A 13,441-nucleotide genomic window follows, 5' to 3' on the forward strand; every position below is an offset into this window, starting at 1 on the left:
CATTATGAAAATTAATTTTACTACATTTTTCAGTAAAAACGGGCACAGCAGATCATCATCTCCACTGTGCCCGTCTGTTCATTTAATTATTCTCCACATTTCGAAGCCGTTCAATGACGCTGCGGTTCTGGGTCTTTCTGTAAAGTCCGACCGGCGCAGTGATGCATACCAGCAAAACTACAGCAAAGAGAATCAGATTGGCAGCCCATGGCACAGAATAGGAAATAAAATAGACGTTCATGGCCTGAAAGGCGGCAAAACTCAGAGGAATCCCCAGAATCAGCGCGCCGGCGATGGAGATCAGGGCATAACCCGCTCCCTCAAGTCGAAGCATGTTCTTTGTCTGTTTTACCGTCATGCCGATACTTTCCAGAGTGGCAAGCTCATCCTGCCGCGCCTGGATTCCCGCCGCCATCACATTGAGATAATTGAGCACGGCGAGCATGGCAAGAATCATCCCCAGACTGCCTCCCAGCACTCTCACCTGATTCTCCGACTCTTTCATCTCGTTGTATCTTTCCAGCTTGGAATTATAAGTAATGTCATCTTCGCCGGCAAACACCGCCCGCACCGCTTCTTCCGTCCCGGCGGAAAGCGGCTCGTCGTACACCACCTCAATCAGCTCCGTAAAGGTCTCTCCCATCAGCTTCTGTGCATAATTTTCACTGACAATCAGCTCCGGAATATAGCCGCCGGCAAAATAAGCCGGATTAATATCGCTCTCTCCCACGGCGGCGATCTTCACCGTCTCTTCCTTGTCCGGATGGAGTCCGTCCGGCAGATAGAAATGTACTGTCTTCCCCTTCATGCCGGAGTCTCCCTCCAGAAAAAAGTTAGGAGATACCGCAATCTCGCCCCGCATAAACTGGTCTTTGTCCAGTACATTTCCCAGTTTCTCATTAACGAGTGCAAAACCTGCCTCATCCAGACCGATCAGCCGGGAATTAAACATCGAATAGGCCGGATCATTTTTATATTGCTCCATATCTTCCTCATAATTGCCAGGGCTGTGCCTGGTCTTATAAATCTCCCGCAGATACTCGCCATACACCTCTTCCTGATACGGCACCACCGCCACGGTGGACGTTACCTTGCGAACCTCCTTCACTCCTGAGATGTTCCGCACATTTTCTATGTCTTCATCCGTGATCAGCTGCCTTCTGTCGTCGTCCAGCGTGGTCTCATTCTTAAAACAAATATCGTAATCCATGCTCTCATTCAATACCCGCGCGGCCTCGTTACCCACGATGATGACATTGACCGTCACGAAAACAGAGAGCGCTATAATAAAGGAAAGAAAAATGACCGCAGCCTGCTTTTTATCCCGGAACATGTTCTGCTTCGCCATGGAAAACAGAAGGTTCCCGGAACGTTGTGGCTTCGGCGCCCGCGCTGTTTTCGACGCGCGCCGCGGCTTCGGCTTCCCGGCAGAACCCGCCACATATTTCATCGCTTCCACCGGGGGAACCTCCCCCGCCAGCTTCGCCGGCTTCCGGCTGCTCAGGAAATTAGTCAACAGCGCAAATTCTCCCGCCAGCAGGAAGATCCAGACGCTGACCGGCATTACCTGACTGGCCGGCACGCTTGGATTGACCATGTGGAGGATGCCCGGAATCACCAGGCGCGACACCCCCGCAGAAGCCAGCAGCCCCACCGGGATACCGATGCAGGAATTAAAAAACGCCTGCCGGTACACCACATTTTTAAGCTGCCGTGAAGTCATGCCGATGGTTTTCAGCTGTCCGTAATAACGGATATCCTTAGTAATGGAAATGTACAGCGTATTGTAGATAAACAGCCAGCCGCTGGCAAAAATCATCAGCAGCAGTCCGGCAAGTACCACAGACATCTTAAGGAAACTGCTGATGATGTCATAATCTCCCTCGATGATCTGCAGTCTTCTGATTCCTACCGCCTGCTGCATCCGGATAATATCTTTCTCCGAGTACAGCGGATTATTCAGCGTGATCTTCAGCGCCCCCTGAGTAAGGTCCGTCTGCTTCACTCCGGTTCCTCTGAAAAACACCTCCGACACATATCCTCTGTCGTTACCCGTGTAATCGGTGTACCAGCCGGAGAGAATGAATTCTTTTTGGATGCTCTGGTCGCCTGCCGCCTGCACATTTTCTGCCGCAGCGTCTTCTTCCTCCGACGCTAACGTATAGTAGGTAACCGGGATGGACATACCTTCCCTTGGTTTGTCAATACCCATGGCTGCCAGCGCACTTCCCGACAACATGATTTCATTTTCTTTCTGCGGATAACGTCCCACATACTCTTCCAGCGCCGGGACAGTCTGCTTCTCCCAGCAGATGTCATCCAGCCAGTAAAGCCGCATTTTGTCCAGCGTTTTACCGTTGTATTCTTCTACGATGGCGCATTTTACCGCCAGTCCGGCGTATCTGACCTCATCCATATCGCGGATGATCTGCACCTGCTCTTCCGCCGGCTCTGTCAGTTCCACGTCATAATCCATACCCTCCATACGTATCTGCCTCTGGGAGATCGTGTTCCAGTAGCTGACGCCCAGGGCGATAATCACGGAGATTAAAAATGTAGTGAGAAACAGAGCAAAGATCGTGAGAAGATTTCTCTTTCCATTGGCTTTGTAGGTTGTGGAGGCAATCTCTGCCGTAATCTTCTGATTGGATACCTTAAGCATGGAAGTCACCTGCCCTTCTGCTTCCCTGAGAGGATTTCTGTTTCCGGTCAGACTGCCCGCTCTGTCCACAGATTCTCCCATCCTCCAGGCGGATGATGCGCCCGGCCATCTGGGCAATCTCATCGTTGTGGGTAATCATCACGATGGTCTGTCCAAACCGTTCTCCGGAAGTCTTCATCAGTCCCAGCACATCCATACTCGTCTTACTGTCAAGATTCCCGGTGGGCTCATCGGCGAGAATGATAGCCGGTTTTGCCGCCAGCGCTCTTGCCAGAGCCACCCGCTGCTGCTGCCCGCCGGAAAGCTGATTGGGCATGGCAAGACGCTTTTCTTCCAGGCCCAGTGCGGCAATAATCTGATCCACATAAGCTTCGTCCGGCCGGATGCCGTCCAGCTTTATGGGCAGAACGATATTATCATAGACATTCATGAGCGGCAGCAGATTATAGCTCTGAAAGACAAATCCAATCTTTCTCCTGCGAAATATTGTCAGTTCATCCCGGGACAGAGAAGAAATATCTTTTCCGGCCACCACAACCTGCCCGGAAGTCGGCGTATCCAGTCCGCCCATCATATGAAGAAGAGTGGATTTGCCGCTGCCGGACGTTCCCACCACCGCAAGGAACTCTCCCTTTTCCACCGACAGACTGACCCCGTCCAGGGCTTTTACCTGATTCTCTCCCTCACCATAATATTTTTTCAGTTCTCTTACCTCAAGAATATTCATTCTTCCACCTGCTTTCTTCTATTATTATATTGTCTCAATCCAGCGTACTGTATCATCCATGCCAGGTATAATGACGCAGGATACATTTTCATTCTGCAAAATGTAAATGTAGCAGTACACCAGCTATCCTTACAATAACAGAAGAAACTTTCTCAAATCTTTCTCAAAAGTGACAATCCTGACAGAATTAAAAATGTGGGGAACCAGCTCCTGCCGTATAGCGGGACAGATAAAGATACATCGTCGTTCCCTCACCCGGAGCAGACTTCACCCTCGCATATCCGCCCTGCCGGGACAGCACTTCGCGGACGAGATAGAGTCCGATGCCAAAACCCGGTTCCGCGCTGACCTCTTCCGCCCGGTAAAACCGCTCAAAGATTCTGCCCTGTTCTTCTTCCCGGATGCCGCATCCCCGGTCTTCGATCTCCACACAGAGAAAAGATTCCCCGGTGCGAAGCCTGACGTCTATCCGGGATCCGGACGGAGAATATTTCACCGCATTATCCAGTACATTTGCCAGTGCTTCCACCGTCCACTTTCTGTCGGCGTAGCAGAGAATCCCATCGGCTGTTTCTTCTTTTCCATGCTGTTGCACGTCTCCCGCCGGCTGTACAGCGATGAAGATTCCCTTTTTCATGGCGGACAGTTCCACAGTCTGGCAGGCAGCCGCCACAATCTCCTGCACATCCGTCATCTCCGGGTGAAGAGAAATCATTTCCTGTTCTGTGTAGGTGGACTTTACCAGCTCCTTCATAAAAAAGTCCAGCTTGTCCGCCTGCTTTTGAAGTTTCAGTAACAAGTGGCTGATGTTTTCTGTTACCCCGCCATCCTGCCCCGGCGCTGCCACAATCTCCTGCAGCAGACCTGTGTACAGCATGATATTAGTCACAGGCGTGCGGATCTGATGCGTGATATTTGATATAATGGACTTAATGGTATCCCTCTCCGTTGCTGCCTGTTCCTGGTGCATGTTAGTCAGCTCCAGCAGACGATTCAGTCTCTCCGTGACGGCGGCGTCCACAGATTCATCAAAAATCTCCTCCTGCATCTCCCCGCCTATGGCTCTGTCCAGTCGCTCCAGCAGCATCTGCGTGGCAGCCTGCATCCGCTTCCTGTAATATCTCCTGATACAAACGATGGCAATACCCGCCGCTGCTGCGAGTACTGCCATACAAATCATAAACTTTTCCATTATTCCATCTCCCACACATATCCCTTGCCATATACAGTCCGGATATATTCCGGTCTGGACGGCGTATCCTCCAGCTTATCCCGCAGCCGCCGGATGCCCACCGACAGGGCGTTATCCTCCACGTACTCTGCTCCGTCCGGCCAGACCCAGTCCATGAGCCGCTCTCTGGTGATGATCTGTCCTTCGTGGAACACCAGAAGATACAGAATCCGCCGCTCCGTCTTACTTAGGTCAACAGCCTGCCCGTTTTTATAAAATTCCATCCGGTCAAAGAGAAAATGAAAACATCCTTTCCGATATTCACTCCTCTGTTCCGGTACATTTCTTCTGAGAAGCGCCCGGATTCTGGCCCGCAGCACCATCAGACTGAACGGCTTCGTGATATAGTCGTCAGCCCCGCTCTCCAGCCCGCTCACAATATCAAGTTCCATATCCTTTGCCGTCAGCAGGGCAATGGGCACCCGGCTTATCTTTCGTATCTCCCGGCAGAAATCCAGTCCGCTTCCATCCGGCAGGTTAATATCCAGAATAAGCAGGTCATACTTCCGCTCCTTTAATAGCTGCTTCGCCTGCGCGACGGTCCTGCTGCGGACAAAAGTAAGCTCCGGGCTCTGCAGGGAGAGACAGATTCCCTCCGACAGATCCTCATCATCCTCCAATATTAAAATGTACTGTCTGACATTTTCCTTCATGGCTGTTTTCCTCTCCTGTGTTGATTATGATAACTCCCGCTCCAGCACCTTCCGGTCGCTCTCGGAAACGCACAGCACGTCCATGGCCTCCGCAGCAGACCAGTCCAGCTTCTCCATCAGTCTGCGGATATTATCGCAGAGTGTAGAAATTCTCTGTTGTTCAGCCTTTTCAGCTCTTTCGTCCGCCTCTCTCGTCGCTTTTTCCACGGCTCTGTCAATCATGGTCTGTATTGCTTTACATGTAACCATCTTCTTCTCCCCTTTTCTCACAGTGATAGCTGCATCCCCGGGTGTCGTTTCTTATAACACTATATAAAATATATTTTTACAATATATTTGCGGGACTTTTTTTATTTTTACAATACTTTTTTCTTATTTTATCATATTAACAATATCAAAACTACCATTAAAAAAGGACGCAGACATTTCCGCCTGCATCCTTATAGATTGTTGTTGAAATCAAATATTTTAGATTATATCTTTTATCACGCCTGAACCGTCTGCTCCCTTCTCATCTTCCGCAGCGCTTTTCTAAACTGGAAGTAAAACAACACAGCAGTAAAACATACTGCAAAGAAATCTGCCACCGGCTCTGCCATGTAGACCGCTCTTGCCTTATCTGCCGTGAAAATGTGCGGCATGATATAAATGAGCGGGATAAGAAGGATAAACTTCCGCATAACTGCTACCAGAATGGAGGCTTTTGCATTTCCAATGGCGATAAAAGTCATCTGGCACGCCATCTGGATACCAAAGAGAAGCATGCTGCCCATGTAGATACGCAGCGCCATCTGTGTGTAAGAAAGCAAGTCGGCGTCTGAGGTAAACATTGATGCGAACCCCTGCGGGAAGATCATAACGAACATCCACAGCAGGCAGGAATAGATGAGACTGCATTTTAAGAGCAGCTTAAAAGCGCCCTTGACTCTTTTTACATTTCCTGCGCCGTAGTTATAGCTGATGATCGGCTGCGCGCCCTGTCCCAGCCCCTGCATCGGCAGCATGGCAAACTGCATAACGCTTGTGAGGATAGTCATGGCTCCCACGGCGATATCGCCGCCGTAGCGAAGCAGGGAGGAATTGAAGCAGACAGAGATGACACTCTCGCTGGCCTGCATGACAAAGTTGGACAGACCCAGTGCCAGACAAGGCAGGACGATAGCTCTTTCCAGCTTCATATTATCTGTTTTTATCTTCAAATGTGTCTTCTTTCCAAACAAAAACAAAAGTACCCAGATACAGGATACTGCCTGAGACATAATAGTTGCCAGAGCAGCGCCTCTCACGCCCATATGAAATCCGAAAATAAATACCGGATCGAGAACGATATTGATGACCGCTCCAATCAATACGGAAAGCATCCCCGTTTTGGCAAATCCCTGCGCTGTGATAAAGGCGTTCATACCAAGCGTAAGCTGCACGAAAATGGTTCCCAGCGCGTAAATATTCATATATGCCACGCCGTAATCTATGGTATTTTCACTGGCGCCGAATGCCAGCAGGAAATCACGGTTCCACAGAAGCAGCGCCGCTGTGAGCAGCACGGATATAATAATCTGCACGATAAAGCAGTTTCCCAATATTTTTTCCGCTGTTTTATTATCTCCCTTTCCCATGAAAATCGTTGCTCTCGGCGCGCCTCCGTAGGCAACAAAGGCGGCAAACGCCGTCACGATCATAATAAGCGGCATGCAGACGCCGACTCCGGTCAGTGCGAGCGCGCCCTCTTTCGGGATGTGACCGATGTAAATTCTGTCTACGATATTATATAACATATTGATGATCTGCGCGGCAACTGTCGGCACCGCTAACTTTGCCAGAAGCTTCCCAATGGGTTCCGTCCCAAGAAAATCTTTCTCTTCACTCATTTCTTTTTTCTCCTTCCACTAGTACGCTAACCTCTTCTCTCAATGGCCTTCTGCACATTTTCCCCTATCCGTTCATTTACCTCTGAAAATGTGTCAAGTTTCTCCTGACTGATTCCACAAAATACCTCCTCATGAAATTCCCGGCATACCTTCTCCACCGTCTCCACAACAGGCTCCGCCTTCTCTGTGAGAGACAGATGAATCTTCCTTCTGTCTCCGGCATCCTGCTTTCTGACCAGAAGCGATTTTTTCACCAATGACTCCACGGCCTGCGACACATTACTCTTCTGCAGCATACGAAGCTCCACGATATCCGCAGCCGTATCCTTCCCCGGGTTATTGTAAAGAAAGCTGATGACTGCTGCTTCCGTCAGTGTCATCGCATACTCCTGACAAACATACTCCTTCAGCATACTTTCATGCAGCTTAATGATCCGACGGATATTTCCCAGATATTCCGTTGTCCGATTCACACTAAGACCTCCCGCTTTAAAATAGTTATAAAAAGAACTGTTCTTTCAGGAACTATTATAGACCGCTGTTTTTATTTGTCAAGAAAAAGGAGGAGAAAGAGTTCCAACAGGATATGTTTTCACACAAAAACAGCCGTCAGCGCTGTATCAAAATACATTACACTGACGGCTGACACTATTATTCTCTTCACCTTGTTTCACGCAGAAGCTCTCTTGACTACCAGCCGGTTCTTCCTTGCCAGTGCAATCGCCACATGACAAAATTCCATGGTGGCGCAAATCTTATCTGCAAGAGTTATAATCCACGCTTCCTTATTCTTCGGAAGGGGTCCCAGCGGAAACATGTGGCTTCTGATGGCTGCCTCTTCTCTTTCACTGATATCAAAGAGCCGGGTGCTGTTCTCAGCGGCGGCCTTTGGATGATAAAACGCCTGATGTTCACCGGTCGGCGTCTCCTCACTGAAATCATAAAGGCAAAAGTCATGAAGAAGTCCTGCCCTCGCTGCAGCTTTCTCATCGCACCCGAACTTTCTGGCCAGAATCCAGGACAGATATGACACGTTCACACTGTGCATAAACCGCGTCGTCCACTGATGCTGGGTAAACTGTTCCAACGCCATAAAGTCTTCATGGGAGAGAATGTGCTCCACCTCCGACAGGTAGTCCTGCGGCACTTCTTCGGAAATCTGAAGGCCCATCGGCAATCACCTGCTTTCTTTGTATGATATCTTCATTATGGATGATTGACGATAAAAAGGCAATAGAATTCAATAAATATTAAGAAAATTGAAAAGTGGAGGCTCCCCGCAGCGCCTTCCTGTACACCACAAAGGCAATGGCCGCCGTGATGGCTTCGGCGATCCAGAATGCGTTCCACACGCCGGCCGGACCGAAGACGCGGCTCAGCAGGAAGGCCACCGGAATGATGACAACTACATAACGGAACAGGGAGATGATGAAGGACGGCACTCCTTTACCCAGTCCTTCCAGGGCGCCGGAGGAAGTCACGGAAACAGCGGATACGATAAATCCGGCGCAAATGACGCGAAGCGCGATCTTGCCGGCCGCAATGGTTTCCGGATTTGTGGTATAGATGGCGATGAGCTGTCCCGGAACCGCCAGGCAGATGATCGTGCCGACGAGCATGATGGCAGCGCTGATGGTCAGCGTGATCCGGTAGATCTGGCTGACGCGCTTATGTTCTTTTGCTCCGTAATTGTAGCCGATGATCGGCCGCATTCCCTGCACAATGCCGTTGACCGGAAGATACAGGAAAGTCTGCAGTTTATAATAAATGCCGAGGATCACCACATAAATCTGTCCGTAGGCCGCCAGGATGGCGTTGAGGGCAGAGATCAGCAGAGACGGCAGCGCCAGGTTCAGCGTAGCCGGAATTCCGATGGAATACAGGCGCATAAACAGTCCATTTTCGCGGGTCAGGTACTGCCGGCCAAGGCGAACCGGTATCGGACGAACCAGATAAATGACCAGATAAATAACCACTGTCAGCACCTGACCGATACCCGTAGCCAGAGCCGCGCCCTCAATGCCCATGGCCGGAAACGGCCCGATTCCGAAAATCAACACCGGGTCCAGGATGATGTTGGTCACACAGCCTGCCAGCATACCTCCCATGGTTACTTTCATCCGGCCTACAGACTGAAATACTTTCTCAAAGGCAAGACTGGTAACAATAATAAGAGAAAATGCAAACGCAATCCGTGAATAACGGATCCCATAATCGATGACCTGTTCCTGCGTGGTGAACATCCGAAGGAACGCCGGCATGATGGCGATACATCCGACCATCATCACCGCCCCGTGTACCAGAGACAGAACAAATCCCCAGGTGGCGGCACGGTTTGCTTTCTCGTGTTCCTGTGCCCCCAGGTGATAGGCGATCACTGCATTGATGCCGACACCAAAACCGATGGCCACGGCATTGATGAAGTTCTGTACCGGATAAACCAGCGATAATGCCGTCATGGCATCCTCACTGATCTGTGCCACAAAAAAGCTGTCCACGATATTATAAAGAGAGTTGACCAGCATGGAAATGACCATAGGCAGGGACATGGATAGCAGCAGTGGAAGCACTGGTTTTTCTTTCATAAATGTTTCGTTCATCTTTCATCTCCTCCTCTTTGTATGTATATCCTTACAATAGAAAACGCCACACAATCATCCTCTCAATGATTGTGTGGCGAAAAATGGCATAATCCAGAAAAATCCACAGTAGGTTTTAGCAATATGTTATTTCCGGCATTTATTATAATATAGATATTCTGCCGCCGTCAAGAACATTTTCTTATTTTTCCCGGCGTCTGCCCGTACATTTTGCTGCGATCAGGCAGAGCAGAATCGTGATCACCATGTCCGGCAGCGTGTTGCCCAGAGGCAGATCAATGCGCATAAGTATTCTGTATACAATAAATCCGACTGCCCAGACTATGAGATTTGCGGTCTGCACAGTTTTTGCCTCCGCATTTCTTTTCAGAAAGAAGAAATCCGCAATCTGCACAGCGATCATTGGAGCAAATACAGAGCCGATGAGATAGAGAAAGTCGGTAATGTTATCCATGGGATATACGATGGCTCCGATGATACCGATGATCGTCACCAGCACTGCCGCATATTTTCCTCTGACTCCTGAAAAAATCGTCTCCGAAGATACGCCGGCAGAGTAGGCGTCCAGAAATGTGGTGGTCACAGTGGAGAAAATGACAATAATCAGACCCGCAATACCAAGACCAGCTTTTACCATAATAAGCGCAATGTCATATTCCCCGGTAAAAATAGCGGCGCCCATGCCGATTATGTACATCCAGCAGCTCACAAGTCCATAGACAATGGCGCTGGCCGCCGTTGCCTTCACCGGTTTTTCGGCCTCTCTTGTGTAATCGCTGATCAGCGGCAGCCAGGACAACGGCATCGCCACCGATAATTCCACCGCAGCTCCAAAACTCATGGAACCGTCGTCCACGGCGGCTCCTGCCATCCCGCTGTCAAAGAAAATCACCTTGCACAGCACAATAGTTAAAATGAACAGCGCTGCCATGGCGATTGTATTGATTTTTCCCAGATTGGTGACGCCCACCAGAATCCAGAGAATAATCAGAGCTCCAATGACCAGACACCACACCCAGCGGCCGGTGTGCATGATACCGTCTGCCGCAATGGCGCCATCATAGATCATAATGGCCGTCCACCCTACCAGCTGCAGCACATTCAATGCCGCAAACAGCAGACTTCCTTTTTGTCCGAAACTCATTTTCACGCTTTCCATAGCACTCTTTCTGACACTGCCCCCGATAACGCCGGAAAGGAACAGCAGGATGCAGCCAATCAGATGTCCCACCAGGATGGCTGTCAGTCCTTTCTGAAATCCCAGCGGCGCAATATATGTTCCCGTGAGGATTTCCGCCAGGGAGACCGCCGCCCCGAACCAGATCAAACCATTTTCAAAAATTCCCGTTCGTTTTGTTTCCATCACTGCTGCCCTCCTGTCGTTTTCTGATTTGCGTTACCTTTGGCAACATTTTCTGTGCTTTCTTCAATAAATGCGCTCCTCAGATCAAATCCGTGATGCATCGGCCCGCTGCCTTTCCCCAGATCAAGCATCGCCGCCAGCGCGCCTGAAATATATTGTTTCGCTCTCTCCACGGACTCATCCAGAGAGAATCCTTTTGCCAGATTGGACGCGATAGCGCTGGACAGAGTACACCCCGTACCGTGAGTATTCGGATTGTCAATCCGTTTTCCATAAAACCACTGACAGGAGCCGTCCCGGTACAGAAGATCATTGGCGTCATTTAACTGATGGCCGCCTTTACAGAGGACGGCACAGTGATAGGTTTCGCTGATGGTTTTTGCCGCCGTAATCATATCTTTCTCCGTTTTTACCGGTGTGCCGGAAAGCACTTCCGTCTCCGGGATATTTGGAGTCAGCACAGCGGCCATGGGAAGCAGATATTCTTTCAGAGCAGACACAGCGTCGTCTTCAATGAGCTTTGCGCCGCTGGTGGCAACCATCACCGGATCCACCACAATATTATCTGCATGATATTCCTTCAATTTTTCTGCGATCATTTTAATCAGAGCCGCAGAAGAAACCATCCCGATTTTTACTGCATCCGGGCGGATATCTCTAAAAATGTTGTCAAGCTGTTCTCCGAGAAATTCCGGAGTTACTTCCATAATTCCTGTTACGCCGGTGGTATTCTGTGCGGTCAGAGCAGTGACTGCACTCATGGCATATACCCCATTACAGATCATTGTCTTGATATCTGCCTGAATGCCGGCGCCTCCGCTGGAATCACTTCCGGCGATTGTTAATGCTGTTCTCATTTTTCATTCCTTCTTTCGCATTAATTTTATTCCCTGCATTTCCGGCTGCCGGCGCTGTTTTAAAGCCACCGCTCAGCCGGATACAGGCAGCGACACAAGGTGGTGCCCCCAATGTGCCGCCGTTTTTTATTTTCTTTATGCGGAATCTGAGGGCATTTTTTGCTCACACTTCATACCGCATTTTTTTCATCAAATTTCTTTATCTGCTATCAGCTGGCGCATGTCTGTCACTGAAATATCGGCTTCCTCCTGAAGCTGTTTCCAGTCCTTATCAGCAGAAGGATCATACACCGCCACCGTGTAAAACCCCGCCTGCTTCGCTGTTTCCAGTGCGTGGATCGCGTCTTCAAACACATAAATATCTTTGAAGTCTCCGCCGATGTATTCTCCTGCTTTCTCATAAATCAGCGGGCGGGTCTTTCCTTCGCCCACCTCTGAGCAGGTAAATATTTTGCCAAAATAGTCAAGGACTCCCAGACGCCGCAAAGCCGCTTCCACATGGGGTCTCCCGCTGGAGGTGGCGATCACCATGGGAATATTTTCTGCCCTCAGCCTGTCCAGATATTCTCTCACTCCCGGCTTCAGAGGAGCCTCGTTATAATAAAAATCTTCCACGATTTTTAATGTGGCGGCTGCGATTTCTTCTTCCGTCTCGCTAAGCCCATAATTTTCTTTTATGTAGGCCGCTCCTTCCTCCACGGACATCCGTTCCAGTTTCTGCGGGAGATTATTCTCCGCCTCCACGCCAAGACTCTTCAGATAGCGGACGCTGACGTCTTCCCAGATAGGCATGGAATCAAGCAGAGTACCATCCACATCAAATATTGCTCCTGTCATTTAACATCTTCTCCGTCTGTTCCTTCAACTCTTTTGCCGCCGCCTCGATATCCGGTTTTGCAAATATAGCGCTGATCACCGCTATGCCGCAGATACCGCTGCCGGACAATTCCATCACATTTCCTGTGCTGATTCCGCCGATGGCAATGACCGGAATCTTCACCGCCTCACAGATGGCCTTCAATGTCTCGTGACTGACCTCCACGGCATCATCTTTGGAACCGGTCGGAAATACCGCGCCCACGCCCAGATAGTCCGCGCCTTTTTGCTCCGCCAGAAGTGCCTGTTCCACCGTCTGGGCAGACACGCCGATAATCTTGTCAGGACCGAGTTTTTCCCTCACTGCTCCCGCTTCCATATCGCTCTGCCCCACATGAACGCCGTCGGCATCCATAGCCAGAGCAATGTCCACATTATCATTGATCACAAAAGGAACCTGATATTTCTTGCAAAGTTCTTTAATTTCTTTGGCTTCTTCCAGAAAATGCGCCTCATCCAGATTCTTCTCCCGAAGCTGAATAAATGTAGCCCCTCCTTTTATTGCTGCTTCCACATCCTGATACAGCGTGCGGCCTCCCAGCCAGCTTCTGTCGGTAACCGCATATAAAAGCAGGTCTTTTTTATCGAATCTCATAGCTGTCCT

The 13,441-nt window shown here is 49.8% G+C and carries 13 protein-coding genes; all 13 read right to left on the reverse strand.

Annotated features, from left to right (window positions below; genetic code table 11):
- Nucleotides 1–82 precede the first annotated feature (82 nt).
- The 13 genes from B5F87_RS11995 to thiE all read right to left on the reverse strand — a co-directional run bounded on the left by B5F87_RS11995 (nt 83) and on the right by thiE (nt 13,432).
- Entirely contained in the window at nt 83–2,743 is a 2,661-nt protein-coding gene (locus B5F87_RS11995; RefSeq protein ID WP_242964451.1) for an ABC transporter permease, read from the reverse strand.
- Nucleotides 2,655–3,389 (reverse strand): ABC transporter ATP-binding protein, encoded by a 735-nt coding sequence (locus tag B5F87_RS12000; protein WP_087281348.1) that lies wholly within the window; start codon nt 3,387–3,389, stop codon nt 2,655–2,657. Before B5F87_RS12000 ends, B5F87_RS11995 begins: the two co-directional genes overlap by 89 nt.
- A 187-nt stretch (nt 3,390–3,576) precedes the next feature.
- Nucleotides 3,577–4,581 (reverse strand): HAMP domain-containing sensor histidine kinase, encoded by a 1,005-nt coding sequence (locus B5F87_RS12005; RefSeq protein WP_087281350.1) that lies wholly within the window; start codon nt 4,579–4,581, stop codon nt 3,577–3,579.
- A complete protein-coding gene (locus tag B5F87_RS12010; protein WP_087281353.1) occupies nt 4,581–5,273 on the reverse strand; it encodes a response regulator transcription factor in 693 nt (230 codons plus the stop codon). Before B5F87_RS12010 ends, B5F87_RS12005 begins: the two co-directional genes overlap by 1 nt.
- A 24-nt stretch (nt 5,274–5,297) precedes the next feature.
- Nucleotides 5,298–5,522 carry a hypothetical protein gene (locus B5F87_RS12015; protein WP_087281355.1) on the reverse strand — a complete coding sequence of 75 codons (225 nt, stop codon included), beginning with the start codon at nt 5,520–5,522 and terminating at the stop codon, nt 5,298–5,300.
- A gap of 236 nt (nt 5,523–5,758) precedes the next feature.
- A complete protein-coding gene (locus tag B5F87_RS12020) occupies nt 5,759–7,141 on the reverse strand; it encodes an MATE family efflux transporter (RefSeq protein WP_087281357.1) in 1,383 nt (460 codons plus the stop codon).
- Between the two features lie 26 nt (nt 7,142–7,167).
- A complete protein-coding gene (locus B5F87_RS12025; protein ID WP_087281359.1) occupies nt 7,168–7,614 on the reverse strand; it encodes a MarR family transcriptional regulator in 447 nt (148 codons plus the stop codon).
- Nucleotides 7,615–7,811: 197 nt separating this feature from the next.
- On the reverse strand, nt 7,812–8,312 hold the full coding sequence (locus B5F87_RS12030; protein ID WP_087281361.1) for an HD domain-containing protein: 501 nt from the start codon (nt 8,310–8,312) through the stop codon (nt 7,812–7,814).
- 79 nt (nt 8,313–8,391) lie between these two features.
- Nucleotides 8,392–9,741 (reverse strand): MATE family efflux transporter, encoded by a 1,350-nt coding sequence (locus B5F87_RS12035; protein ID WP_087281363.1) that lies wholly within the window; start codon nt 9,739–9,741, stop codon nt 8,392–8,394.
- 181 nt (nt 9,742–9,922) lie between these two features.
- Nucleotides 9,923–11,104, reverse strand: a complete 1,182-nt coding sequence (cytX, locus tag B5F87_RS12040) for a putative hydroxymethylpyrimidine transporter CytX (RefSeq protein WP_087281364.1) — start codon at nt 11,102–11,104, stop codon at nt 9,923–9,925.
- On the reverse strand, nt 11,104–11,961 hold the full coding sequence (gene thiD, locus B5F87_RS12045) for a bifunctional hydroxymethylpyrimidine kinase/phosphomethylpyrimidine kinase (RefSeq protein WP_087281366.1): 858 nt from the start codon (nt 11,959–11,961) through the stop codon (nt 11,104–11,106). Before thiD ends, cytX begins: the two co-directional genes overlap by 1 nt.
- A gap of 189 nt (nt 11,962–12,150) precedes the next feature.
- Nucleotides 12,151–12,798, reverse strand: a complete 648-nt coding sequence (locus B5F87_RS12050; RefSeq protein WP_087281368.1) for an HAD family phosphatase — start codon at nt 12,796–12,798, stop codon at nt 12,151–12,153.
- Nucleotides 12,779–13,432 (reverse strand): thiamine phosphate synthase, encoded by a 654-nt coding sequence (gene thiE / locus B5F87_RS12055; RefSeq protein ID WP_087281369.1) that lies wholly within the window; start codon nt 13,430–13,432, stop codon nt 12,779–12,781. Before thiE ends, B5F87_RS12050 begins: the two co-directional genes overlap by 20 nt.
- Between the last annotated feature and the right edge of the window lie 9 nt (nt 13,433–13,441).

The sequence above is a fragment of the Eubacterium sp. An3 genome, assembly GCF_002159465.1.
GTDB lineage: Bacteria > Bacillota > Clostridia > Lachnospirales > Lachnospiraceae > Anaerobutyricum > Anaerobutyricum stercoris.

Bases quoted from the DNA above. Each gene is read 5' to 3' on its own strand.
- B5F87_RS11995 (WP_242964451.1), bottom strand. From the start codon at position 2,743: ATGGGAGAATCTGTGGACAGAGCGGGCAGTCTGACCGGAAACAGAAAT.
- B5F87_RS12000 (WP_087281348.1), bottom strand. From the start codon at position 3,389: ATGAATATTCTTGAGGTAAGAGAACTGAAAAAATATTATGGTGAGGGA.
- B5F87_RS12005 (WP_087281350.1), bottom strand. From the start codon at position 4,581: ATGGAAAAGTTTATGATTTGTATGGCAGTACTCGCAGCAGCGGCGGGT.
- B5F87_RS12010 (WP_087281353.1), bottom strand. From the start codon at position 5,273: ATGAAGGAAAATGTCAGACAGTACATTTTAATATTGGAGGATGATGAG.
- B5F87_RS12015 (WP_087281355.1), bottom strand. From the start codon at position 5,522: ATGGTTACATGTAAAGCAATACAGACCATGATTGACAGAGCCGTGGAA.
- B5F87_RS12020 (WP_087281357.1), bottom strand. From the start codon at position 7,141: ATGAGTGAAGAGAAAGATTTTCTTGGGACGGAACCCATTGGGAAGCTT.
- B5F87_RS12030 (WP_087281361.1), bottom strand. From the start codon at position 8,312: ATGGGCCTTCAGATTTCCGAAGAAGTGCCGCAGGACTACCTGTCGGAG.
- B5F87_RS12035 (WP_087281363.1), bottom strand. From the start codon at position 9,741: ATGAACGAAACATTTATGAAAGAAAAACCAGTGCTTCCACTGCTGCTA.
- cytX (WP_087281364.1), bottom strand. From the start codon at position 11,104: ATGGAAACAAAACGAACGGGAATTTTTGAAAATGGTTTGATCTGGTTC.
- thiD (WP_087281366.1), bottom strand. From the start codon at position 11,961: ATGAGAACAGCATTAACAATCGCCGGAAGTGATTCCAGCGGAGGCGCC.
- B5F87_RS12050 (WP_087281368.1), bottom strand. From the start codon at position 12,798: ATGACAGGAGCAATATTTGATGTGGATGGTACTCTGCTTGATTCCATG.
- thiE (WP_087281369.1), bottom strand. From the start codon at position 13,432: ATGAGATTCGATAAAAAAGACCTGCTTTTATATGCGGTTACCGACAGA.